We start from the raw sequence: 24831 nt of genomic DNA on the forward strand, positions 1-24831 counted from the left end.
GGCCGGCGCGAGGAGGTCAACGCGGCGAAACGCAGCCCCAACTGCATGACCGGGCTGCGCCTTCGCTCTTGCCGTCGGCGAGCCTCCTGGCCTAATCCGAACCTGCATTTCCAGAGGGATCGCCTTGTCCATTTCTCTCGGCATCGACACCGGCGGGACCTTCACCGACGCGGTCCTGTTCGACCCCGACCGCGGCGTGCTGGCCGCGGCCAAGCGGCTGACCACCAAGCACGACTTGGCGCTGGGCATCGGCGCGGCGATCGACGCGGTGCTGGAACAGCACCCGGCAGAGATCGGCTTCGTCGGGCTGTCCACCACCCTGGCCACCAACGCCGTGGTCGAGGGCCAGGGCAACCCGGCCTGCCTGATCCTGATCGGCTATCCCGAGGCGGCGCTGGACCGGGCCGGGCTGCGCGAGGCGCTGGGCGCGGACCCGGTCGTCGCCGCGGCCGGCGGCCACCGTCCGTCGGGCGAGGAGCAGGCGCCGCTGGACCTGGAAGCTGTCCGCGCGGCCATCCTGCAGCATGCCCCTGCCGTCACCGCCTTCGCCGTCGCCGGCTATTTCGCCGTGCGCAACCCGGCGCATGAGCAGGCGGTGCGCGACCTGGTCCGCGACCTGACCGGCAAGCCGGTGACCTGCGGCCATGAGCTGACCTCGGGCCTCGACGCGCCGCGGCGGGCGCTGACGGCGCTGCTGAACGCCCGGCTGATCCCGCTGACCGCATCGCTGATCCGGGCGGTGCGCGGCCGGCTGGACGCGCGCGGCATCACGGCGCCGCTGATGGTGGTGAAGGGCGACGGGTCGCTGATCGCCGACCGCTTCGCCTTGGCTCGCCCGGTCGAGACCGTGCTGTCCGGCCCCGCCGCCAGCGTGGTCGGCGCCCGCTGGCTGACCGGGCGCGAGGACTGCTTCGTCTCCGATATCGGCGGCACCACCACCGACATCGCCATCCTGAAGGACGGCCGACCGCTGCTGAACCGCGAGGGCGCCCAGGTCGGCGGCTGGCGCACCATGGTCGAGGCGGTGGAGATCCGCACCTTCGGCCTGGGCGGCGACAGCGAGGTGCGGGTCGAACCGAGTTTCGGCCTGGCGGTGGGGCCGCGCCGGTCGGTGCCGCTGAGCCTGCTGGTGCACCAGCATCCGGAGATGCTGACGGCGCTGCGGCGCCAGGCCGAGCGCGGCGAATGGACCAGCCTGGACGGCCGCTTCGCCCTGCGCCTGCGCGCGCTGGACACCGAGGCCGACACCCTGTCGGCACCGGAGCGGCGGATCTGGGAGGCACTGGCCGACGGGCCGCAGCCGCTGGAATCGGTGCTGACCAGCCACCTGCTGGACCGGCCGCTGGAGCGGCTGGTGGCGCGCGGGCTGGTGATCCTGTCCGGCTTCACCCCGACCGATGCCGCCCATGTGCTGGGGCTGCATGACGGCTGGTCGCGCGATGCCGCCCTGCTGGGCGCCGCCTTGTGGGCCAAGCGCCCGGCCGAGCCCGGCTGGGCCGCACCGAGAGATGGCGAGGCCTTCGCCCGGTCGGTGCTGGAGCGGCTGACCGCCGACAGCGCGCTGGCGCTGGTCGAGACGGCGCTGGCCCGGGACGGCGTGGCCGACCCGGCGCGGGAGGCGCGCAGCCTGCTGCCGCGCCGCGCCGTGGCGGGCCCAGGGTCGGGGTGGGCCGCCGCATCCGCGCTGCTGCGCCCTGCCCTCACCCTCGGCCTGCCGCTGGTCGGGATCGGCGCCTCGGCCGCGACCTATTATCCGGAGATCGCGCGTCGCCTGGGCACCGAAAGCGTGGTGCCGGAGCATGCCGGCGTCACCAACGCCATCGGCGCCGTGGCCAGCGGCGTGCTGCAGGCCGTGACGGTCACCATCACCGCGCCGGAGGAAGGCCGCTTCCGCGTCCACGCCGCCGGCGGCATCCGCACCTTCGACAGCCTGGAGGACGCGGCCGCCCATGCCGAGGCCGAGGCCCGCGGCCATGCCGAAGCCCTGGCCCGCGAGGCCGGCGGCCTGGACGTAGCAGTCACGGTGGCGCGAGCCGACCGGGTGGTGGCGATGGCCGGCGGCCTGGACATGTTCGTCGAGAGCATCATCACCGCCACCGCCGCCGGCCGTCCGCGGATGGGATGATTGTCGGGCCGGCCTCGGCGCTGCACTGAGGCAGCCCGAATTGACGTAAATATCAAAGAATTAGTATAATTTTATATTCGAATCCTTTACTTAACATTACTGCAATGAAACCAAGAAAACATGAGACTCGTCGATATTTCCTCTCGGAAGCCGGGTCTCCTTAACAAAAATTCATTATTCGCTCTGTATGACTGTCCCGGTCAGTGATTCCATTGACTTGGGAAAGGCCATTCTGCGCCTGAGGCGTTCGCGGATCGACGCGGCCCGGACTGCCCAGGTCGACGGACAGCCAGCAGGAGCCGCAACCATGTCCCTCACCCCCTCCCGCCGCCTCGTCCTCCAGGGCGGTGGCGCCGCCCTCGCCCTCGGCGCCATCGGCAGCCTGGGCGCCCTGTCCCAGCGCCAGGCCCAGGCCGCCGCCACCGGCGAGAACTGGACCGCCCCGGTCCGCAGCCCCTACGGCCCCTTGGCCCCGGTCGCCGACGAGAGCACCGGCCTGCCGCTGCTGCTGTTGCCGCCGGGCTTCCGCTACAGCTCCTTCTCCTGGACCGGCGACCGCATGGCCGACGGCCAGACGGTGCCGCGGGCCCATGACGGCATGGCGGTGATGCACGGCAAGGGCGGCCGCTGGTTCGACTTCGGTTTCGGCCATGGGCATGGCCGAGAGGACGAGCTGATCCTGGTCCGCAACCATGAGATCAACGCCGCACCCACGTCGATGACCGCGCCGGGCACCTACGACACCGGCACGATCGACACCAGCGGCTCGCGCGCCGGCGGCGGCACCACCACGCTGCGCTTCCGCAACGGGCGCTGGCTGTCGGCGGAAGCCAGCCTGGCCGGCACCACGCAGAACTGCGCCGGCGGCCGCACGCCCTGGGGCACCTGGTTGAGCTGCGAGGAGGTCAAGACCAACGCCAAGTCGACGGCAGGCCGCCGCCACGGCTATGTGTTCGAGGTGCATCCGGAGGCCGAGCGCACCACCGGCCGCCCGCTGGTGGCGATGGGTCGCTTCAGCCACGAGGCGGTGGCGGTGGATCCCCGCACCGGCGTCATCTACCTGACCGAGGACGACCGCAACAAGTCGGGGCTGTACCGCTTCATCCCCGATGACCGCTCGGGCCGGCACGGCGCGCTCGACCATGGCGGGCGGCTGCAGGCGGCCCGCGTCCGCCGCCGGCCCAATGCCGACCTGGTGGTCGCCCATGTCGGCGACGAGTACCAGTTGGAGTGGATCGACATCGAGCAGCCGGACATGGACGCGGTCACCGCACCGATCGGCTTCCCGGACATCGGGGTCGGCGAAACGCTGAGCGGTCCCTTCGCGCAAAGCTGGGCCGAGGGCGGGCTGCGGATGAGCCGCGGTGAAGGCATCTTCTACGCCGACGGCCGCATGTTCATCGTCGACACCAGCACGGGCAGGGAGCCGAGCGGCCGGCTCGGGCGCGGCTACGGCGCGGTCTGGGTGCTGGACCTGTTGACCCAGCGGCTGCGGGCGCTGTTCGTCAGCGACAGCCAGATCGCGGCGCACAACCCGGACAACGTCACCGTCAGCCCGCGCGGCGGCGTGGTGCTGTGCGAGGACCCGGACGCGGCGCCGGCTGGCAGCCCGGACAGTTACGGCCCGGGCACCCGGCTGGTCGCGCTGACCCGCCAGGGCGCGCCGTTCTACCTGCTGAAGAACAACGCCGAGCTGACCGCCGGCCAGATCGCCGACGCCGGCAAGACCATCGCCGAGGGCGACTACCGCGCCAGCGAGTTCGCCGGCGCCTGCTGGAGCCCGGAGGGCCGGACCCTGTTCGTCAACATCCAGACCCCTGGCATCACCATGGCGATCACCGGCCCGTGGGAGCGCGGGCCGCTGTAGCCGCACCAAGGAATCCGGGGGATCCGGCTGGATCCCCCGGATCTTCCGGCGTCACATCAGCCGGCTGGTGACCACGAAATACAGCACGAAGATCACGCCCAGGCCCCAGACCACGGGGGTGACGGCCTTGCTGCGGCCAAGCGCCAGGCACAGCAGGATGTAGGCGAAGGTGCCGATCGCCATGCCGTTGATCAGGTTGTTGCTCAGCACCGTGACCAGCAGCATCAGCACCACCGGCACGGCGTTGGCGAGGTCGGCCATGTCGATCCGCGCCAGCCCCTGCAGCATGAAGATGCCGACCACCACCAGCGCCGGCGCGGTGGCCTGGGCCGGGATGATGACGAAGACCGGCCAGATGAACAGCGCCAGGAAGAAGCCGACCGCGACCACGATCGAGGTCAGGCCGGTGCGGCCGCCGGCCTGCACCCCGGTGACGGATTCGATGAAGGCGGTGACGACCGAAGTGCCGAGGAGCGGCCCGACGATGGTCGCCGTCGCATCGGTCGCGAAGGCGGCGGTGGCGTTGGGGATCGACCCGTCCGGTTTGCGCAGGTTGGCCGCGCCGGTGACCCCGATCAGCGTCGCCAGCGTGCTGAAGAACTCGCCGCACAGGAAGTAGAACAGCAGCGGCAGCGTCACCAGGAAATGCGAGACCAGGTAGCTGAAGTCGAGCGCCAGGAAGGTGCTGGCCGGCCATTTCGGCAGGGCGAAGAAGGCCGAGGGCAGCGTCGTCACCATGGTGCCGTCGTCCTTGAGCGGCACGAACAGGCCGATCACGGTGAGGACGGCGATCGACAGGACCAGGGCGCCGGGCACCTTGCGCGCGACCAGCACCGGCGTGACCAGGATGCCGGCCAGGGTCAGCAGCACCGGTGGACTGGCGAGCGACCCCATCGCCACATAGGTGTTGGGGTTGGCGACGATGAAGCCGGCGCCGCGCAGGCCGATGAACACGATCAGCGTGCCGACCGCGGCCTGGATGCCGATCTTCAGCGCGTCCGGCACCTCCTTCGCCACCTTCTCGCGCAGCTTCGACAGGCTGAGAGCCAGGAAGATCACGCCGGTGACGGCGACCATGGCCAGCGCCCCCTGCCAGGGGATGCCCATCTGCTTCACCATGACATAGGCGAAGACGATGTTGGACCCCATGGCGGGCGCCACCGCCAGCGGCAGGTTGGCGGTCAGCCCCATCATCAGGCTGCCGAAGATGGCGGCCAGCGCGGTGGCGATCACCAGGTCGCCGCGATCCATCCCGGCGGCCGACATGATCGCCGGGTTGACGGCGATGATGTAGGCCATCGCCGCGAAGGTGGTGATGCCGGCGATCACCTCCTGCGGCAGCGAACTGCCGCGCTCCGACAACTTGAAGCGCCGGTCCAGCCAGCCGCCACTGGCCGCCGGCAGGCTCGTCGGCTCGGATGTGGTCATGAAGCCCCCTTCCGCCCGCGGTCTTTGCTGCCGCGGGATTGGATTGATCGGAAAGCGCGTCCCCCTACCAGACGACGGGGTGGGTCTCCCCGCTCTGCACATTGACGAAGCCCTGCGGCGCCTGCTCGCAGGGCGCCACCAGCACCCAGCGCCAGGGCGCACAGGTCAGGGTGGCGAAGATCAGCCGCTCCGGGAAGCCCGGGAACCAGCGCGGGTGGAAGGTCGGCTCGTACATCCAGTCGATGCCCTCGGCCGCGGCGTAGAGCGTCTGCATCTCGGCATCGAGCTCCTCCGGCGACCGACAGCTCATCAGCCCGCCGATCTCGTAGCGCACCGTGGCCAGCACCTCGCCGTCGCGCACCAGGGCCCAGCCGCCTTGCTGTTCAACGAGCGTGTTCACCGCGAGCGCCATGGCGGCGTCGGACGAACCGACCGCCCAGATGTTGTGCTTGTCATGCGCCACCGAGCAGGCCAGGGCCGTATCCGGCGTGCGCGGGCCGCAGCCGAGCCAGAACATTTTCGCCACCCGCCCGTCGCCGGAAAAGCGGTCGATGATGGCGAATTTGGTGATGTTCCGCTCCGGCTCGCGCTGCACCGCGCCGTCACGCACCGGCAGTTCGGCGGTGAGGAAGCCGTCGGCCCAATGGAAGGGGCGCAGCAGCGCCGCCTGCATGGTGTCGCGGCCCGGCACCGCGGGCAGCGCGAAATCCGCCGCGGTCAGGTCGCGCTTGATGTTGACCGTCTGTCGCGCCCAGGCGGGCCAGTCGATCGCCGGCTGCGGGCCGATGTAGCGCTTGCCGTCCGAGACCGGTTGGCCGTCTGCCCAGACCTCGGCGATCTCCAGGCCGGCGACATCCGACAGCAGCACGACATCGGCGTAGCGTCCCGGCGCCAGGCTGCCGACCCAGGGCGTCAGCCGCATGTGCCGGGCCGGGTTCAGGGTGATGCACTGGATCGCGGTCTCCGGCGCCAGCCCGTGCCGGATCGCCAGCCGGGCATTGTGGTCGGTGGCGCCGAGCCTGAACGTGTCGGAAACGCTGCGGTCGTCGGTGGTGAAGGCCAGCTGCGACCAGTCGGCGAGGCCCTTTTCGATCAGCCAGGGGATGACCTCGGGCATCGAATAGGGCCGCAGCTCGACGAAGATGCCGTGGGCCAGCTTCTCCCACACCTCCTCCGGCGTCCAGGCTTCGTGGTCGGAGGCCAGGCCGGCGGCGGCGAAGGCGCTGATCGCGGCGGTGTCGCGCAGCCCGGCGCCATGGCCCTCGACCACGCCGCGCTGCTCGAAGGTGGCGCGGATCATGCCCCACAGGCGTGGATAGGACGGGTTCTCCGGGTTCCAGACCGCCGGCCAGTCCATCACCTCGTCGAGGCCGGCGACCATCAGGCTCTGCTTCAGGAAGCCCTTCTGCTCGTCATAGCCGTACCAGCCGCCGCCCCATTCATAGGCGGTCGGCGGCACTGCCGAGCCCGGCAGCGGGAAGATCTTCAGCGGCGAACCGAGGCGCCGGGCCTCGAACCAGAAGGCGAGGTTGTTGGGGCCGTCGACATTGGAGAATTCGTGGCTGGCCTCGCAGGTCCAGGTGTTGCCGCGCGGCAGCACCAGCGCCGCCTCCCACTCCGGCGTCAGATGCGTGCTCTCGATGTGCTTGTGCACCTCGCCGAAGCCGGGCACGGCCGCCAGCCCGGATCTGTCGACGCGCTGCGCCGCCTCGCCCGGAAAGGTCCCGGCCGGGCCGGTCCAGGCGATGCGCCGGCCCTTGATCGCGATCTCCTGGTCGTCGCGCCAGGTCCGGGTGTGGACGTCGAACAGCCGGCCCACCCGCAGCAGCGTGTCCGCCGGCCGCTTGCCCAGCGCGGTCAGCACCAGATCCTGGCGGATCGCCACCTCGTCCTCGGCGCCGATCAGCAGGTCGTCGGGCAGGGCTGGGGCGGTCGCCATCGGCCGGTTCTCCATCGAGATAATGTACGACCTTTAGCGCCGGACCGGACCGCCCGGCAAGGCCTCACAGGATCTCGAAGACCTCATAGCCCGCACCGCCCGGGCGGCGTTCGCCGACGCCGACCGCCACGATCCGGTTCAGCCAGGCATAGGCCGGCGCGGCGGTCTCGAAGAAGGGCGCGATCCGCAGATAGTATTCGGACGACGCGACGGCTTCGCCCCGCGCGATCCGGTCGCTGACCTCGGGCGCGGCATGCCGCACGCCGCGATAGGTCATCAGGATCAGCGCTCCGTCATGGGTCCGGAGCGTCAGCCGGACATCCTGCTGGAACGAACCGTCGGCGCGGGTTAGCAACAAGTCCGAGCCGCCATGCGGCAGCACCTCGCCCGCCAGCCGGTCGCCATCGAACCGCCCGCCCGACACGGGCACGACCCGGCGCTCACCGGCCGGGGTCGGCCCCAGCTCGTGGATCGGATGGAGGGCGATCGAAAGGGTGAATAGGGGGCGGGATTTGAGTTCGGTCATGGCAATCTCCGGTCATGCGGCAGGCCGCATTAGGCGCAGCACGGCCCGCCGATCCAAAGCGAGCGATCTTGCCAGTCATCTTAAGCTGTCCTTAACATCGGGCATGTTGAAACGCCTGCCGGCCCTGGAATCCCTGCGCGTCCTCGAAGCCTGCGTCCGCCATGGCAGCTTCAGCCGGGCGGCGGCCGAACTCGGCGTGACCCCGGCCGCCGTCAGCCTGCGGATCCGCGATCTCGAGGCCGAGCTCGGGGTGACGCTGTTCCGCCGCGCCGGCCCGAAGGTGGCCGCGACCGAGGCCGGTGCGGCGCTGGCGGGACGGATGGCCCAGGCCCTGGGCGTGATCCGCACGGCGGTCGACGACTGCCGGGATGCGGCCGATCCGCTGCGCGTGACCGCCGTCCCGACCTTCGCCACGCGCTGGCTGGCGCCGCGGCTGGCCGGGTATCACGCGCTGTCCGATGCGGTTCCGATCCGGCTCGACGTCTCGGCCGAGCTGCGGCCGGGAGAGCGCTTCGACATCGCGATCCGGACCGGCCTCGGCGACTGGCCGGGGTTCGACGCCGTCGCCCTGATGCCGGTCGAGGCCACGCCGATGCTGAGCCCGGCGCTGGCCGCCACGGCCAGGCTGTCGTCACCGGCCGATCTGGCGGCCCTGCCGCTGCTGCCCCATGACGGCTGGCAACGCTGGTTCCACGAGGCCGGCGTGGACGCGCCCGGCTTGCGCTTCTACGCCGACGACTATCCGACGCATGAGCTGGACGCCTCGGCCGCCATCGAGGGCGCCGGCGTGGCGCTGCTCTCGCCGCGATTCTTCGGGCCGCTGCTGCGCGACGGCAAGCTGGTGCAGCCCTTCCCGCACGTCATCCGCGGCCCGGCCGCCCACCACATCCTGCTGCAGCCCGGCGAGGCGCGGCCCGTGGTGCTGCGCTTCCGCGACTGGCTGCAGGACGAGGCGCGCCGCCAGCTGGATAGCCCTATGCCAGCTGCTTGAGCATGTAGCTGGTGTCCTCCAGCACGCCCGTGGTGGAGCGGGCGTGGCCGGGCACGATGCCGAACAGGCGGAACCCCAGGCTCTCATAGAGCCCCTCGGCGCTGTCGCCGCGCCGGGTGTCGAGCAGCAGCAGGCTGCGGTCGTGCCGGCGGGCCAGCGCCTCCGCCGCCACCATCAGCATCCGGGCGATGCCGCGGCGGCGCGCGGCGGGATGCACCAGCAGCTTGGCGATCTCGGCGCGATGGATGCCGTTGGCGGGCATGCCAAGAACCAGCTGCACCGTGCCGACCACCCGCCCCTCCAGCCGCGCCACCAGCAGACGGCGGGCGCCGCTGCGGAAGGCCGGCTCCAGCCCCTGCCAGAACCCGCGGGCCTCGTCGATGGCAAAGGGCAACACGAAGCCGACGCTGGCGCCGTCCAGCACAGAGGCGTGGAGCACGCCGGCGAGATCGTCGAGGACCAAGGGCAGGTCCTCGGCCTGGACCTCGGCGATGGTCAGGGAAGCCGGATCGGTTGCGGTCGACAGCATGGCGGTGCTCACGGCTTGCACAAGGCGATGAGGTAATGCGCGGGCCGCGGTCCCGGGCATGCGAAGCGGGTCGGGCCGAACAGACGGTAGCGCAGGCAGTCCCCCGGCCCAAGCCGGTGGACGACGTCGTCCACCATCAGCTCGAGCGTGCCCTCCAGCATCCAGACATGCTGCTCGATCCCGTGGATCGGCGGCGTGTCGTAGCTGACGACCGCGCCGGCCGGCAGCGTGCCCTCGACCAGTTCTCCGCGCAGCCCTGCGGCCGGAGGCGACACGCTGCGGCGGGCGAAGCCGGTTTCGGGGTCGGTCCAACCCGTCTGCTCGGCCCGGCGCAGCAGCTGCGCCGGTTCGGTCTCGATCTCCGCGATCAGGCCGGACATGGTGCGGCCATAGGCGGTGCAGAGGCGGCCGAGCAGCGAGGCGGTCGGGCTGGTCTCCCCCCGCTCCAACCGCGACAGCGTCGCCCGGCTGACGCCGCTGCGCTCGGCCAGGACGTCCAGCGACCAGCCCTGTTCGGCCCTGAGGGCCGCAAGCCGGGCGGCGAGCCGGGCGTCCACCGGCTCGGCGACGATGGCGATCTCATTTCTCATGATCGGGAAATTATCCCGATCATGAGAGATAACGCAAGCGGCTCACGGCGTCGGCGGCGGGGCGAAGCGCGGGTCGCGCGCGCCATCGGCGGGGAATGGCTGGGCGCCATCGGCCGGCCCGACCGCGTTGGCCGGGTCGTCCAAGGTGAACACCGCCATGCCGATGACCCCGATGTTGCGTGGGTCGCCCTGCGGGGTGTTGGCGGCATAGGCCGCGCCCGGCGACGAGAAGCGGAACGCCGCGACCGCATCCTCGCTCTGGCGAAATCCCTCGATCACTAGCAGTTCGTACGGCCGCACCACATAGCCACGGTTGGCGATGGTACCGGGCTGGCCGCTGAGCACGTCGAGCCCGTCCACCGTCGCCACGATCTCGACCGTCTGTCGGCCGCGATTGCTGAAGCTCAGCCGATAGAGGTCGCCGTTCCGGCCGTGCAGGCGGAGGTCGCCTCCGCGGCCCGGCGTGAGCGGCATCGCCCGGCCGCGGGCGTCGAGCACCGCCCACTCGACCCGGCCATAGGCGACTGGCAGCATCTGGATCGTGCCTGCGGGCGGGCCGGCCGCATCCCAGCGTCCGTCGTAGCGGATCGTCACCTGCCCCTCCGGCCGGTCCGGCCACAGGCGCTCGAGATGGACGAAGCGGATGGACGAGGCGATGGTCTCGCCCCAGCGCGTGCCCAGCCGGGGCTCCGGGGCCGGCGCGATGCGGGCACCGCTGTCCGGCCACGCTTGGCTCTGCGGTGCCGCGAGCCGGTTCACCCCGCCGCCGGGAACCAGGGCATCCGCCTGATACATCTCCTGGGACACGACCCCTGACACGACAGGTTCCGCAGGCCGGTTCGACACGCAGGCGGCCATGGCCAGCAGCAGGCCGGCCAACAGGATCTTCAGCAAGACGCGCATGATCTCTCCCCCAGGATAACCTGGGGACATGGTCGATCCTGCTCTACGGCGAAGCCGTGGCGGGGCGGAGGTGATTCGGCGGCCGAGCAATCCCGGTACAGTGGCGGCCCGGCGTCCCTGCTACCGATCGGCCCTGTTACGGATCGATGGCGCACCCGGTCGCGCCCAGACGGAGACATCCATGCCGCTTCGCCGTGCCCTGCCCCTGATCGCCCTCCTCACCTCTCCCGCCGCGGCTGCCGGCGCGCCGCCGGACTGCCGCGCACCGGCGGTGCTGGACGATGGCTGGGCGGTTGCCGCCCCGGCGGATGAGGGCTTCGACCCCGCCACGCTGTGCGCCGTCGGCCCGGCGCTGGAGGAAAGCAACGCCCATGCCGTGCTGGTCGTGCGGCACGGAAAGCTGGTCTATGAGCGCTACTTCGCCGGCGAGGACCAGCGCTGGGGCCAGCCGCTCGGCCGCATTCCGCACGACGCCGCGACCCGGCACGATCTGCGCTCGATCACCAAGAGCGTGACCTCGCTGCTGGTCGGCATTGCCGTCGACTATGGCTGGATCAAGGACATCGACGCGCCCGTGCTGTCGCTGCTGCCGCAATACGCCGACCTGGGCTCGCCGGAGAAGGACCGCATCACCCTGCGCCATCTGCTGACCATGTCGAGTGGGCTGGCCTGGAGCGAGGACCTGCCCTACAGCGACCCGCGCAACAGCGAGCGGCTGATGTCGGACGCGCCGGACCCATACCGCTACGTGCTGGAGCAGCCCTTCGCCACGATGCCGGGCGAGCGCTGGGTCTACAGCGGCGGATCGACGGCGCTGCTGTCGGCGGTGCTGAAGCAGGTCTCGGGCCGGTCGCTCGAGGTGATGGCGCGGGAGATGCTGTTTGCGCCGCTGGGCATCGACGACGTCGAATGGGTGCGCTATCCGAACGGCGACCCGGTCGCCGCCTCCGGCCTGCGGCTGCTGCCGCGCGACATCGCCAAGATCGGCAGGCTGGTGCTCGATCACGGCGCCTGGCAGGGCAAGCAGATCGTCCCGGCCGGCTGGATCGAGCAGTCGACGACGAAGCAGATCGCGGCCGAGGACGAGATCGACTACGGCTTCCAATGGTGGCTCGGCCATTCACAGGTCGACGGCCAGGATCTGCGCTGGAGTGCCGGCGTCGGCTGGGGCGGACAGCGGCTGTTCCTGGTGCCGGACCGCGACCTGCTGGTGGTGGTCACCGCCGGCCTCTACGACCAGCCCGACCAGCAGGACGCACTCGGCCGCACCGTGCTGGAGCGCTATATCCTGCCCGCGGCGACGCGGCCCTAGCCCCAGCCGATCCGGTAAAATCGATCGGTGAATAATGGCGCATGATATGGTATGAATACAGACGGAAGCGGAGCAAAGACAACCTGATCTCTTGAACTGTCGCGATTGCGATTGTCCAGATGTCGATGTCCGTGCGCTTCCTCCTTGCCATCATTCTGCCGCTGCTGGCGCTTGGGTGCGGCCCGGCCCCACATCCCGGGTCTGCAGCGTCTGCTGACCGCGGCACAGCCGCCACGGGCGCGCCGATCGACGCCGAATTCGCCCGGCTGCAGGCCGAGCTGGTGCGGGAGGTGCCAATGGCGATCACGGATGCGCCCGAAGCAGGCCAGCGCTGGGCCGCCCTGGCGCAGCGCGCGATCACGGCCCGCGGCCAAGCCATCCGCCGGCCGCAGCTGGTGATGGTGGTGGACCGGAACCCGGCCGTGCAGCAGATGCGCATCCTGCTGGCGCAGCCGTCCGGCACCTGGCGGAGCCTGGGCGGATCGACAGTCTCGACCGGCCAGGAAGGCCGCCACGGCTATTTCATCACGCCGACCGGCGTATTCCCTCACACCGACGAGATCCTCGATTGGCGCGCCGAAGGCACTTTCAACGCCAACGGCATCCGCGGCCTCGGCCTCAAGGGCATGCGGGTGTGGGATTTCGGCTGGCAGACCGCTGAACGGGGCTGGGAGGACGAGGGCCGGGAATCGACCATCCGGCTGCTGGTCCACGCCACCGATCCGGCGACGCTTGAGCAGCGCCTCGGCCAGCCGGCGTCGAAGGGATGCGTCCGCGTGCCGGGGCCGATGAACGTCTTCCTCGACCGCCACGGCATCCTCGATGTCGACTACGAGGCGGCGGCGAAGTCCGACGCCCGCTATGACGCGGTGCTGCGTCCCGACCGGACGCCGACGCCGCTGGCCGGGAACATGCTGGTGATCGTGGATTCGGCCGAGGGCTCCGGGGCCACGGCGCAGGCCCGGTGATCCCCTACTCCGCCTGCACCCCGCGTTCGCGCAGCATGGTGACCAGAGCGTCGCGCTGCTGCAGGTAGTCGTCGCGCAACAGGCCCAGCACATGCGCGTCTAGGAACTGGCCCTGCTTGCGCACATGGTGGCGCAGCAGGCCTTCCTCCTGGAAGCCGAAGCGCCGATGCATCCGCACCACGCCCGGATTGCTGGTCAGCACCTCGCAGCACAGCTTGTTGAGCTTGAGTTCGAGGAAGACGTGGTCGAGCACCTTGAGCTCGACCCAGCTGCCGATGCCCTTGCCGCGCAGGTCGCCGGCGCCGAGGTAGAAGGCCCAGGAGCACTTGCTGTTCTTCTCATCGATGTCGACGAGGTTGGCGAGGCCGATCGGATCGCCGTCATCCTGGATGATCCAGTAGATCCGACGCGGATCCGCGATGGCGCGGGCGAACCAGGCATCATGCTCTTCCCGGGAGATGACATGGTCGCTGTACTGGTGGACCGCGACATGCGGCAGGTTCCGCCAGGTGAACATGCGGTCGGAATCCGCCGGCTCCGCACGCCTCAGGCTCAACATCTCCGCACTCCCGAATTCTCGCAATTCCCGTCCGTCATAAGCCGCCCAGAAAGTGTTGCCAAGATGACGACGTGGCGGCCGGGCGACACGGGAGCATCCAGCCCCCGGCACCGCCCGGCCGCCGGGTCGTTCACGCGGCCTGGGCGCGCTTGCGGTCCTCCACCACCTGGTCGGCGAGACGGCCCGTCAGCTCCTGCAGATGGTCGAAGCGGGCGGTGAAGCTGCCGACGCCGAGCGTGACCGAGCGCAATTCGACCGCCAGCCCGTGCATCTCGGATTCCGGCAGCAGATTGTCGATCAGGTCCCAGCCGGTCCAGCCCTCGCGCGCGGTCATGCCCAGGATCTGGCCCCGCCGGCTGGAGACAAGGGCGTGGACCTTGGCGGTGTATTCGGCCGGCACCGCGATGGTGACCGCCTGGATCGGCTCCAGCAGCACCGGATCGCAATTCGGCAACCCTTCGGCCATCGCCATCTGCGCCACGGTGCGGAAGGCCTGGTCCGAGCTGTCGACCGCATGGTGCTGGCCGTCGGTCAGGGCGATGGCGATGTCGACCACCGGGAAGCCCAGTGGTCCACGCGCCAGCGCCTCGCGCGACCCTGCCTCCACCGCGGGAATGAAGTTCTTGGGCACGGTGCCGCCCACCACCTTGTTCTCGAAGGCGAAGCCGCTGCCGCGCGGCTGCGGCCGGATCTCGACATGGATGTCGGCGAACTGGCCGTGGCCGCCGGTCTGGCGCTTGAAGCGCGAATGCTGTTTGGTCGGCCGGCGGATGGTCTCGCGGTAGGCGGTGCGCGTCGGCTCCGTGGTGACCGCGATGTTGAAGCGGCTCTTCAGCCGCTCGACCGCGATCTGCAGCTGGATGTCGCCCTGCCCGGCCAGCGTCAGCTCGCCGGTCGCTTCGAGATGGTGGACCGACAACGTCGTGTCCTCCTCGCACAGCTTGGCCAGCGACGTGGTCAGCTTGACGTCGTCCTTGCGGTCGGACAACGAGAGCGCCACGGCATGCACCGGCTCGGGCACGTCAGGCCAGTTCCAGGTGGCATCGGCGGTGCCGTCGGCCCGCAGGGTCTGGCCGGTGGCGAGGTCCTCGATCCGGGCGATGCCGACGATCTCCCCGGCGCCGGCCTCGGCTAGCTTCTGGTTGTCGCCGCCCTTGAGGCGGTACAGGCCGGAGATGCGGCGGCTGCCGAGATTGCTGTTGTCGGACAGCTTGCCGCTCCACAGCCGCGCCAGGCTGAGCTTGCCGGTGTGCGGCTGGTGCAGGGTCTTGAACACCGTCGCGGCAAAGCCGCGTTTGGCGTCGTAGCCGAGCCGCGTCGCCGCCACGTCGGATGACGGCGCCTCGTGGCGCAGCGCCTTCCACAGCCGGGTGACGCCGTTGCCGTGCTCGGCCGAGCCGAAGAACACCGGCACGATCAGGTCCTGCTGCAGGTCTCGGGTCAGCTGGGTGTAGATCTCCTTCGGCGCCGGGATCTTGTCCTCCAGCAGCTGCTCCAGCAGCGCATCGTCGAAATCGGCCAGGGATTCCAGCAGGGTCTGGCGCGCTTCATCCTGCCGCGGCTTGATGCCGGCGGGCGCCTCGATCAGGTCGGATGACTGGTTCTCCCGCCATTTGTAGGCACGGCCGCTGACCAGGTCGACATAGCCGGAGACGTTGTCGCCGTCGCGGATCGGGACTTCGCGCAGCAGCAGCGGCCGGGCCGAGACCTGCTGGAGGGCGGCGAGCAGGTCGCGCATGCGAACGGCGGCCCGGTCCAGCTTGTTGATGAACAGGACGTGCGGGATGGCATGTTCGTCGAGGAAGCGCAGCAGCGGCGCCAGGATCACGGCGCGGTCGGGATCGGCCTCGGCCACCACCACGGCGATGTCGGCCACCATCAGGGCGGCAAACGCGTCCTGCGCCAGCTCGACCGAGCCGGAACAGTCAATGAAGGTCCAATCCTCGTCGAGATAGCGGCAGGAAGCCAGGTTCGGCTCGATCGTCATCTGCCGGGCGCGGGATTCCGGCGAGGCGTCGCCGACCGTGTTCTTCTGAGCCACGCTGCCTTTGCGCGGGATCGCGCCGGCGCTGTGCAACAGCGCCTCCAGCAGCGTGGTCTTGCCGCTCGAATACGGCCCGACCAGGGCCGCACTCCGATGTCTGGTGGTGGCAGGGCGTTCCTGCGGCATGCGCATCCTCCCTCTGCACGGCCCGCCGTGCCGATCGGGCGAATGCCCGATGGGATGCGGGCGCCTTTAGAGGGTCAGGATGACACTTCCAAGACGATCGGCCCAGCCCCGATCTGGAGGTGCGGCGCAGCGGCTCGTGCTATGCGATCGAGCCGGGGGTGAAGGTCGGAACCACGGCGGCCGGGCGGCCCGGCAGGTCCAGGATGGCCCGGCGCTCCGGCGTGCGGGCGATCACGCGGCCGGCGCGCAGTACCAGCAGCCGGGTGGCCCGCAGCCGCACCGCCTCGAACGGGTCGGCGGCCTGCAGCATCACCAGGTCGGCGCGGCAGCCGGGCGCCAGGCCGTAGCCGTCGAGATGCATGATCTTCGCGGCATTCGTCGTCACCGCCGCGAAGCACTGGCCGATGGCGTCCAGTGCGGTCATCTGCCCGACATGCACCGCCATATGCGCCACCTCGAGCATGTCGCCCGACCCCATCGAGTACCACGGGTCCATGGCGCAATCCTGGCCCAGGGCGACGGTGATCCCGGCCTGCATCAGCTCCGGCACCCGGGTCATGCCGCGGCGCTTGGGATAGGTGTCGTGCCGGCCCTGCAGGGTGATGTTGATCAGCGGGTTGGCGATCGCCGCGACCCCGGCCTCGCGCATCAGCGGGATCAGCTTCGAGACGTAGTAGTTGTCCATCGAATGCATCGAGGTCAGGTGCGACCCCGTCACCCGCCCGCCGAGGCCCAGCCGATGGGTCTCCGCCGCCAGCGTCTCGATGTGGCGCGACAGCGGGTCGTCGCTTTCGTCGCAATGCAGGTCGACCAGCAGCCCCCGCTCGGCCGCGATCTCGCACAGCCGGCGCACCGAGGCGGCGCCGTCCGCCATGGTGCGCTCGAAATGCGGGATGCCGCCTACCACTTCAACCCCGAGGTCGAGCGCGCGCAGCAGGTTGCGTTCGGCGGTGGCGGAGCGGTACAGCCCGTCCTGCGGGAAGGCCACGAGTTGCAGGTCGAGATAGGGCGCGACCTGGCGCTTGACCTCCAACAGCGCCTCGACCGCCAGCAGCCGGTCGTCGCAGACATCGACATGGCTGCGCACCGCCAGCAGCCCTTGCGCCACCGCCATGTCGCAATAGGCCAGGGCCCGTGCGATCACCGCACCTTGGGTCAGCTGCGGCTTCAGCTCGCCCCACAGGGCGATGCCTTCGAGCAGCGTGCCGGACCGGTTCATCCGGGGCAGGCCGAGCGACAGCGTCGCATCCATGTGGAAATGAGGGTCGACGAAGGGCGGAGTGACCAGCCGGCCGGTGGCGTCGATCTCCTGCCGTGCTTCCGCCGCCAGGCGCGGCTCCACCGCCACGATCCGCCCGCCTTCGATGCCGATATCGATGCCCGTCCGGCCGTCGGGCAGGTTGGCATGACGCAGGACAAGATCCATGGCGGGGCTGACTTTCCTGAAATTCACTGAGGGAATGGTGCCGCGGACGATAGCATGCGGCCCGAAGAGCGAAAGACAGGAGAGCACCCATGATGATCGCGACATGGGGTGAAATCCGCCGGGCCCGGCCCGACGAGGCGGGGACGATCCGCACCCTGGTCCGGCGCGCCTATGCGAAATGGATCATCTCCGTCGGCGCCGAACCGCTGCCGATGCGGGCGGATTACGACCGCGCCCTGGCCGAGCACGAGATCTGGGCGATCGACGGCATAGCCGGCTGCATCGCGCTGATCGAGCTGAAGCCCGAGCCGGACCATCTGCTGATCGTCAACGTCGCGGTCGACCCGAGCCATCAGGGCCGTGGCCTCGGCCGGCGGCTGCTGGACTTCGCGGAGCGCGAGGCGCTGCGCCGCGGCCTGGCCGAGCTGCGGCTCTACACCAACGCGAAGATGTCGGAGAACCGCGCCCTCTACACCGCCCGCGGCTACAGCGAGAGCCGGCAGGAGCAGCGCGGCGAGTTCACCATCATCCACATGACCAAGGTGCTGGGCTGACCCCGGCGCCTCGGCCCGTCTTCCGGATGCCGCCTACAGCAGGAAGTCGCCGGCGACCAGCGTGATGGCCCCGGTCAGCACGACGCTGAAATCGGCCACGCCGTCGCCGTTCACATCGCCGCTGACCACCGTCTGGCTGCCGGAGATGACCTCGCGCAGTTCGCCGGCATGGTGGGTGAAGGCGCCCGAGCCGATGAAGCCGAACGCCTGGTCGCCGGCCACGCCGGTGTTCGCGTCGATCAGCCTCAGGTCGATCCTGTCGGCCTGGGCATGGCTGAAATCCGTGATCAGATCGGCGCCGCTGCCGACAGGGCTGTCGGCGACCGACGCATAGACGAAGCGGTCGGCCCCGGCCCCGCCCGCCAGAGTGTCCTTGCCGCCCGCCCCTTGCAGGATATCGTTGCCGGCGTTGCCCACCAGTGTGTTTGCCGCGGCGTCGCCGATCAGGATGTCGCCGCCGCCGCCGCCGTAGACGCCTTCGATGCCGGTCAGCGTGTCGCCCTGGGCATTGCCGCCGAGACCGGTGCCGAGGGCCAGGTTGACCGTGATAGCCACGGCGCTCTCGGTGTACATGGCGATGTCGATGCCGTCGCCACCCTGCAATGCGTCCGCCCCGGCCTCTCCCCGCAGCACGTCGTTCCCGGCGCCGCCGACCAGCGTGTCGGCGCCGTTGCCGCCACCGATGGTGTCGTTGGCGTCGTTGCCCGCCAGGCTGTTGTTGGCGTCGTTGCCCGTGATGACATCGTTGCCGCTGCCGCCAATGACGTTCTCGATGCCGGTCAGGGTGTCGCCCTGGGCGTTGCCGCCGGCGCCGGTGCCGGTGAGGAGATTCACCGTCACGCCGACGGCGCTTTCGCTGTACACCGCGACGTCGATCCCGTCGCCGCCCAGCAAGATGTCGGCCCCGGCCCCGCCGCGAAGCACATCGTTGCCGGTGCCGCCATCCAGCCGGTCATTGCCGTCCATGCCGGACAGGGTGTCGGCGCCGCCGGAGCCGACCAGCACGTTGGCCGCGGCCGAGCCGGTCAGCACGTCGTTGAAGCTGCCGGTGCCCAGAATGTTTTCGATGTCGGCACTGATCACGTCGCCCTGGGCATCGCCCCCCGTCGCTGTCAGCGTCGTGAGGTTGACCGTGACTCCGGCGAGGCCGTCATAGTTGATGGTGTCGATGCCGGCGCCGCCGATCAACCGGTCGGCCCCGGCCCCGCCATCAAGGAAGTCGTCTCCGTCCCCACCGTTCAGCGTGTCATTTCCGGCCATGCCGACGAGCGAATCCTGTCCGCCAAGGCCGGTCAGCGCATTGGCCACGGCCGAGCCGGTGAGATCGTCGTTGAAGCCGGTGCCGATGACATTCTCGATGTCGTTGCCGATCGTGTCGCCCTCGGCCTCGCCGCCCGACGCCGTGAACGCCGTCAGATCCACCGTCACCGCGGCCGTGCCGCCGTACAGGATGGTGTCGCTGCCGGCACCGCCGATCAGCGCGTCCCCGTCGGCGCCGCCCTGGAGGATGTCGTTGCCGGCCCCACCGTCGAGCGTGTCGTTGCCGGCCAGGCCGATCAGGCGGTCATCGCCGCCGAAGCCGGACAGGAGGTTGCTGACGGCCGAGCCGGTCAGGACGTCATTGAAGGTGGCGGTGCCTTCGATGTTCTCGATGTCGGCGCCGACCGAATCGCCCTCCGCGTCGCCGCCATGGGCGATCGCGCCGATGGTCACCGTCACCCCGGCCGGGCCGTCGTAATGGGCGGTGTCGACGCCGGCGCCGCCGATCAGCACGTCGGCCCCGGCCCCGCCATCGAGGACGTCGTTGCCGCTGCTGCCGTTGAGGCCGCTGGCGCCGCCGTTCAGCGTATCGTTCCCGAGACCGCCATGGAGGATGTCGTTGCCGACACCCCCATCCAGCATGTCGTTGCCGGCGAGGCCGTTGAGCACGTCGGCGGCGAGGCCGCCCAGGAGCGTGTTGGCCCCGGCCGAGCCGGTCAGCGTGTCGCTGGAGTTCGAACCGGTGATGTTCTCGATATCGGCGCTGACCGTATCGCCCTGGGCCTCGCCGCCGCTGCCGATGGCCCCGATCGTGACGATCACGCCGGCGGCGCTGACGGCATAGTCGGCGGTGTCGATCCCGGCGCCGCCGTTCAGCACATCCGCGCCGGCGCCCCCGCGCAGGGAATCGTCGCCGTCACCACCATTCAGCGTGTCGACGCCCGCGTCCCCGCGCAGCGCGTCGTTGCCCCCCAGGCCGTTGAGCGTATCGTCACCCGTCGTGCCGTTGATGGTGTTGTTGGCGTTGTCGCCATTGATGACCGCCATGACGAATCCTGTTCGAATATGAATTTATCCCTCAGTCAGATCGGCACCGAACGAGGGTCACAATGGGTTTCCGGCGGCCCCATCGTTGTGGGAATTGCCGCATAAATGTCAAATGGTTTCGGGAGATATGGGTCGGCCGGGACTCACCGCCCGGGCGTCTCCGCGCGGTGACGGAAAAGTCGAGCACGCACCGGCGGGCCGAGCTGGTGCGGCTGATCCCGGCCTGCCCGGGGCCAGGGGCGGCCGGACCCCGCCTCAGTAAGCTCCGGAGCGAACGAAGAAGACGCGCGGGGTCACCGCCAGCAGGACGATGTCGCGCCAGTAGGACCAGTGGCGCACATACTCGACGTTCAGCCGGATCCGGGTCTCGTAGTCGGTGTCGCTGCGGCCGTAGATCTGCCAGACGCCGGTCATGCCGGGCCGGGTGCTGTAGTAGTAGTGGATCGCCGCGCCCCAGCGCACCTGCTCCTCCTCGAACATCGGACGAGGGCCGACCAGGCTCATCTCGCCCTTCAGCACATTGAGCAGCTGCGGCAGTTCGTCGAGGCTGGTCTTGCGCAGGAAGCGGCCGATCGCCGTCACCCGCGGGTCGTGCTTCAGCTTGAAGCTGGTCTCCCACTCCCGCCGCAGTTCCGGGTCCCGCGCCAGGAGGGCCGACAGATGCGCGTTGGCGTTGGGCACCATGGTCCGGAACTTGTGGCAGTAGAAGATCCGGCCGTTCCGGCCGACCCGCCGGTCGCTGTAGAAGATCCCGGCCCCGGATCGCCGGATCAGGACGGCGCAGACCAGAAACAGCGGCGCGAACATCACCAGCAGCAGGGCGGACAGCACGATATCGGTCACCCGTTTGGCGGCCACGGCGACGCGGGCGTCACGAATCGGCATCACGGACTCGGCGGCCATGGTGTTGACCGGAACATCGGACGGCATCGCTTGAACCCCCACGAAAGACACGACAGACACGCTCGACGACCCGGTTCCGTCGCCGGAACCACCTGGTCATCCTCCCTAACCGGAAGACGGGAACGGCACATACCCCCATTTGGGAGGGCCCCATTTGGGAGGGCCAATGTGTGTCCCCCAAGCGACTTACATCATCCCCTGCAACACAAAGCCCCGGAACGTCGATCAGGTTCCCTGCCCAGCGGTCGGCGCACCCGATCGCTGTCCTTGGGCACGACCGCCCGGATCCCACCCAGTCTCCCGGACGGAGCGGGAGGGCTCAACCCCAAGGATTGGGGGGTCAACCGCCGATCGCGCCGCTGGCGAGTGCCATGGCCACCGCCTCGGTGCGGCTGGACGCGCCCAGCTTCCGCATCGCCGAGGCGATATACTCGTTGACGGTGTAGACCGACAGCGACAGCTGGCGCGCGGCCTCCTTGCTCGACGCGCCGCGGGCGACCCAGCCCAGGCAGTCCTGCTCACGCGGCGTCAATATTGTCGGCAATTGCGGCGGCGTTGCGGCACCGGGCGTTCCCGTGCTGATCAAGCTGCGTTCGATCCGCAGCGCCCGGCCGAGATGCGGGCCGAGGACGCGCAGCACCCGCAGTTGCGTCTCATCCCAGTTGGGTCGGCTCCGCGGCCGCCACAGCGACAGCATCGCCGACAGTTCGCTCTGGTCGAAATCGACCCAGTACAGCCCATGGTCCTTGCCCTGGGGTCGCATGAAGTCGTTGTAGAACTCGGTGCGCCGGTACTCCGCCTCCGGGATCAGCATCGAGTTGGCGAAGACGGGCCCGGCCGGAAGGTGCGACAGCAGCGGCAGGATCGGCAGCAGCTTGTGGTAGTGCGCCTGATAGTCCTGGACATAGGCCGGATCGGTCTCGGTCGCCAGGGTGGGGGGCAGCGACATGGCCGCACCGATCCGGCGCAGCACCACCGCCTCCCCGCCCAGCATCTCGGCGAGGTGCTTCAGCACCACGGCCCAATCCTCGCTGCCGACGGCGGCATCATAGATCTGGTCGATCAGCCCCAGAATCCGGGGCTCGTCCGGCGAGGGCGAAGCCCATAGCCGCGGATCCGGCCGCAGGCGGGGGCCGGCGTCGAGGATTTGGCCCGGTGCGGCCCGCGCACCGGGCCGGACCTCCGGCGGGATCACGACGGCTGCAGCAGCCCCTGCCCCGGGGAGGGCACGTCTGCCACGGGCGGCCCGCAGCGCCGGGTCAGCCATCGATCAGGCCCTGGGCCAGCGCCATCGCCACGGCTTCGCTGCGGCTGGCGGCCTGCAGCTTGCGCATCGCCGACGCGACGTATTCGTTGACGGTGTAGGCCGACAGCTCCAGCCGGCGGGCGGCCTCCTTGCTCGAGGCGCCACGGGCGATCCAGCGGAGGCAATCCCGTTCGCGCGCGGTCAGCGGCTTCCGTGGCGCCAGCGACACGGCCACGGTCGGGACATCGGCCGTCGCCAGCCGCTGTTCGAGCCGCATCGCCCGACGGACATGCGGGCTGAGATAGCTCAGCACCGCGGCCTGCTCTTCACCCCAATCCGCCCAATGCCGAGGCCGCCACAGCGACAGGCCGGCTTCGGGAATTCCGTGCCGCTGGCCGAACCAGTTCAGGCTGCTGTGCAGATCCTGCGGCACCAGGAAGTCATTGTAGTACTCCGTCCGCGTCAACCGCGCCTCCGGCACCAGCATGCGGTCGATGAAGACGCCCGTGGCCGGCAGTTGCGACAGAACGGCCAGCTTCGGCTCGGTCTTGTGGTAGTGTGTGTCGTAGAGCTGGATGTTGATCGGATCGGTGTTGATCGCCCGGCTGGCACCTGCCCGCGCCGGCGACCGGAAGCGGTGCAGCACCGCGGCCGTGCCGCCGAACATCGCGGACAGGCGGCGCAGCACCACCGCCCACTCCTCCTGGCCGATCGCGGCGTCGTAGATCTGGCCGACCAGATGGGCCAGGGTGGATTCATCCGGCTGGGCGGAAGACTGCACACCAGCCATCGGCCGAACCGCCGAACCGCCGATGAAACGGCCTGTCATGATGTCCCCTCTCTCATCGCGGGCCGGAATGGCCGGCAGCTGCAGACCCCCCGCAGCGAGAGAATGGTGGACTGGACCGGTTGTTGTCGCGGTGACGGCGCGCACACCTTCACGGGCCGGTGCAACGGGCGATGCCCACCGCGCCATGCCGGCAGAGCGTGAAAGGCGGGGCCGGATCATTCAAGCCGACGGATGAAAAGTGGAAGCGTCTTCAGGACATTAGCTTAAATCCCGCATAAGGAACTATGTAAACTTCTTCCGGCCCGCCTTGTCGGGCGCCGGCAGGCCTCAGCCGGCCATCACCCGCGATATCGCCGCGTCCAGCAGTTCCACCCCCAGATCGATCTCGGCGTCGGTGACCGTCAGGGGCGGGGCGATGCGCATGGTGCCACCCGACAAGCCGGCCCGCACGATGTTGGCGGACAGGCCGAGTTCCAGCGCGACATCGGTCACCGCATCCGAGATCGCTGCCGCGTCCCGGCCGCCGGCCGCGGTGAATTCCAGTCCCAGCAGCAGGCCGCGACCGCGGATGTCGCCGATGCAGGCGTGGCGCCGCTGCAGCCCATGCAGGCCCTCGGCCAGCCGCGCGCCCATCTGCTGCGCCCGGGGCGCCAGCCCGTCGCGGACCACGATCTCCAGCACCTTCAGCCCGACCGCAGCAGGCAGCGGGTCGTTGACATGGGTGGTGTAGAATAGGAAGTCGCGCGCCTCGGCCTCGTCGGCGAGCGCCGCGGTGGTCATCATCGCCGCCAGCGGCAGGCCGGCCCCCAGCGTCTTCGACAGGGTCAGGATGTCGGGCACCACGCCGTCGCGCTCGAAGGCGAACATCAGGCCGGTGCGGCCGATGCCGGTCTGGGCCTCGTCCAAGATCAGCAGCATGCCGCGGGCCCGGCAATGCGCCTGCAGCGCCGCGAGATAGCCCAGCGGCAGGTCCAGCACGCCGCCGCTGCTCAGGATCGGCTCGGCGATGAAGGCGGCGAGGTTGCCGGTGCTCTGCCGGTCCAGCAGGTCGAAGGCATCGTCCAGCTCCTGCCGCCAGTCCACGCCGGGGAAGCGCGGGCGGTAGGGGTTCGGCGCCGGGATGCCGTACTGACCCGGCATCAGAGGCCCGATCCCGCGGCGCCCGGCCTTGTAGGTCGCCGCCGCGGCCGCGCCGGTCATGCCGTGCCAGGACTGGGTGAAGGCCGCGATCTCCCATTTGCCGGTGACCAGCTTGGCCAGCCGGATCGCCGCCTCGTTCGACTCGCCGCCGGTCGACAGCAGCATCGACCGCGGCAGCTGCGGCACCAGCCCGGCCAGGGCCTCGGCCAGGTCGACCACCGGCGCCGACAGCATCGAGGAGAACAGGTGGTCCAGTCGCCCGACCGCGTCGCGCACCGTGGCCACGATCTCGGGATGGGAATGGCCGAGGATGGCGCTCATCTGGCCGGAGGTGAAGTCGAGCACCCGGCGGCCGCCGGCATCCCACAGGAACGCGCCCTCGGCCCGCACCGGGACGAAGGGCACGAAATCGCCGCCATAGCGCAGCAGGTGGCGCCGCGCGCGGGTCCAGAAAGCGTCGTCGAGACCGGCCGGGAGATGGTCCATGGGATGCTCCGAAGCCACGCTCCTGGCGGGAAGGCGATCCATGGGCAGGCGTGGCGCGCTGCCCACCATCAT

The 24831-nt window shown here is 70.0% G+C and carries 20 protein-coding genes; 6 read left to right on the top strand and 14 right to left on the bottom strand.

The genetic code is table 11. From position 1 onward, the window contains the following. Positions 1-124: 124 nt before the first annotated feature. Entirely contained in the window at positions 125-2125 is a 2001-nt protein-coding gene (locus tag E9232_RS12000) for a hydantoinase/oxoprolinase N-terminal domain-containing protein (RefSeq protein ID WP_309794250.1), read from the top strand. A gap of 307 nt (positions 2126-2432) precedes the next feature. Beyond that, a complete protein-coding gene (locus E9232_RS12005; RefSeq protein WP_309794252.1) occupies positions 2433-3992 on the top strand; it encodes an alkaline phosphatase PhoX in 1560 nt (519 codons plus the stop codon). 51 nt (positions 3993-4043) lie between these two features. Here the strand turns inward: E9232_RS12005 and E9232_RS12010 are convergent, their stop codons facing one another. The 3 genes from E9232_RS12010 to E9232_RS12020 all read right to left on the bottom strand — a co-directional run bounded on the left by E9232_RS12010 (position 4044) and on the right by E9232_RS12020 (position 7885). Further along, entirely contained in the window at positions 4044-5420 is a 1377-nt protein-coding gene (locus E9232_RS12010) for an NCS2 family permease (RefSeq protein WP_309794254.1), read from the bottom strand. Positions 5421-5484: 64 nt separating this feature from the next. Continuing rightward, positions 5485-7359 carry an adenine deaminase gene (locus E9232_RS12015; RefSeq protein WP_309794256.1) on the bottom strand — a complete coding sequence of 625 codons (1875 nt, stop codon included), beginning with the start codon at positions 7357-7359 and terminating at the stop codon, positions 5485-5487. Positions 7360-7423: 64 nt separating this feature from the next. Further along, positions 7424-7885 (bottom strand): DUF3237 domain-containing protein, encoded by a 462-nt coding sequence (locus E9232_RS12020; RefSeq protein ID WP_309794258.1) that lies wholly within the window; start codon positions 7883-7885, stop codon positions 7424-7426. Between the two features lie 103 nt (positions 7886-7988). Between E9232_RS12020 and E9232_RS12025 the strand changes: the two genes are divergently transcribed. Continuing rightward, complete coding sequence (locus tag E9232_RS12025) at positions 7989-8876, top strand: LysR substrate-binding domain-containing protein (protein WP_309794260.1); 888 nt, start codon at positions 7989-7991, stop codon at positions 8874-8876. Here the strand turns inward: E9232_RS12025 and E9232_RS12030 are convergent. Genes E9232_RS12030 through E9232_RS12040 form a run of 3 tightly spaced genes read right to left on the bottom strand, consistent with a single transcriptional unit; the run spans position 8860 to position 10898 of the window. Continuing rightward, the gene (locus E9232_RS12030; RefSeq protein WP_309794262.1) at positions 8860-9405 is read right to left on the bottom strand and encodes a GNAT family N-acetyltransferase; all 546 of its coding nucleotides are present in this window, start codon (positions 9403-9405) and stop codon (positions 8860-8862) included. The genes E9232_RS12025 and E9232_RS12030 overlap by 17 nt on opposite strands. Before the next feature lie 8 nt (positions 9406-9413). After that, positions 9414-9995 (bottom strand): helix-turn-helix domain-containing protein, encoded by a 582-nt coding sequence (locus tag E9232_RS12035; RefSeq protein ID WP_309794264.1) that lies wholly within the window; start codon positions 9993-9995, stop codon positions 9414-9416. Positions 9996-10037: 42 nt separating this feature from the next. Then, on the bottom strand, positions 10038-10898 hold the full coding sequence (locus tag E9232_RS12040) for a hypothetical protein (RefSeq protein ID WP_309794266.1): 861 nt from the start codon (positions 10896-10898) through the stop codon (positions 10038-10040). Between the two features lie 181 nt (positions 10899-11079). Between E9232_RS12040 and E9232_RS12045 the strand changes: the two genes are divergently transcribed. Then, positions 11080-12210: a serine hydrolase domain-containing protein gene (locus E9232_RS12045; protein WP_309794267.1), complete on the top strand. Its 1131-nt coding sequence runs from the start codon at positions 11080-11082 to the stop codon at positions 12208-12210. A 119-nt stretch (positions 12211-12329) separates the two neighbouring features. Then, positions 12330-13178, top strand: a complete 849-nt coding sequence (locus tag E9232_RS12050; protein WP_309794268.1) for a hypothetical protein — start codon at positions 12330-12332, stop codon at positions 13176-13178. A gap of 4 nt (positions 13179-13182) precedes the next feature. Here E9232_RS12050 and pseH read toward each other — a convergent pair whose 3' ends face one another. From pseH to E9232_RS12065, 3 genes are all read right to left on the bottom strand, one after another. After that, positions 13183-13737: a UDP-4-amino-4,6-dideoxy-N-acetyl-beta-L-altrosamine N-acetyltransferase gene (gene pseH, locus E9232_RS12055; RefSeq protein WP_309794269.1), complete on the bottom strand. Its 555-nt coding sequence runs from the start codon at positions 13735-13737 to the stop codon at positions 13183-13185. 130 nt (positions 13738-13867) lie between these two features. Beyond that, positions 13868-15907 carry an elongation factor G gene (locus tag E9232_RS12060; RefSeq protein WP_309794270.1) on the bottom strand — a complete coding sequence of 680 codons (2040 nt, stop codon included), beginning with the start codon at positions 15905-15907 and terminating at the stop codon, positions 13868-13870. 139 nt (positions 15908-16046) lie between these two features. Further along, positions 16047-17333 (bottom strand): amidohydrolase family protein, encoded by a 1287-nt coding sequence (locus tag E9232_RS12065; RefSeq protein WP_309794271.1) that lies wholly within the window; start codon positions 17331-17333, stop codon positions 16047-16049. An 89-nt stretch (positions 17334-17422) separates the two neighbouring features. Here E9232_RS12065 and E9232_RS12070 point away from each other — a divergent pair, with 89 nt between their 5' ends. Next, positions 17423-17887 (top strand): GNAT family N-acetyltransferase, encoded by a 465-nt coding sequence (locus E9232_RS12070; protein WP_309794272.1) that lies wholly within the window; start codon positions 17423-17425, stop codon positions 17885-17887. A gap of 33 nt (positions 17888-17920) precedes the next feature. Here the strand turns inward: E9232_RS12070 and E9232_RS12075 are convergent, their stop codons facing one another. The 5 genes from E9232_RS12075 to E9232_RS12095 all read right to left on the bottom strand — a co-directional run bounded on the left by E9232_RS12075 (position 17921) and on the right by E9232_RS12095 (position 24759). Further along, a complete protein-coding gene (locus E9232_RS12075; RefSeq protein ID WP_309794274.1) occupies positions 17921-20194 on the bottom strand; it encodes a beta strand repeat-containing protein in 2274 nt (757 codons plus the stop codon). Positions 20195-20449: 255 nt separating this feature from the next. Then, positions 20450-21079 (bottom strand): sugar transferase, encoded by a 630-nt coding sequence (locus E9232_RS12080; protein ID WP_309794275.1) that lies wholly within the window; start codon positions 21077-21079, stop codon positions 20450-20452. 358 nt (positions 21080-21437) lie between these two features. Then, a complete protein-coding gene (locus tag E9232_RS12085; RefSeq protein WP_309794276.1) occupies positions 21438-22292 on the bottom strand; it encodes a response regulator transcription factor in 855 nt (284 codons plus the stop codon). 64 nt (positions 22293-22356) lie between these two features. Further along, complete coding sequence (locus E9232_RS12090) at positions 22357-23172, bottom strand: response regulator transcription factor (protein ID WP_309794278.1); 816 nt, start codon at positions 23170-23172, stop codon at positions 22357-22359. A 288-nt stretch (positions 23173-23460) separates the two neighbouring features. Next, the gene (locus E9232_RS12095) at positions 23461-24759 is read right to left on the bottom strand and encodes an aspartate aminotransferase family protein (protein WP_309794280.1); all 1299 of its coding nucleotides are present in this window, start codon (positions 24757-24759) and stop codon (positions 23461-23463) included. Positions 24760-24831: the final 72 nt, after the last annotated feature.

The organism is Inquilinus ginsengisoli, assembly GCF_031453975.1.
In the GTDB taxonomy this organism is placed as follows: domain Bacteria; phylum Pseudomonadota; class Alphaproteobacteria; order DSM-16000; family Inquilinaceae; genus Inquilinus; species Inquilinus ginsengisoli_A.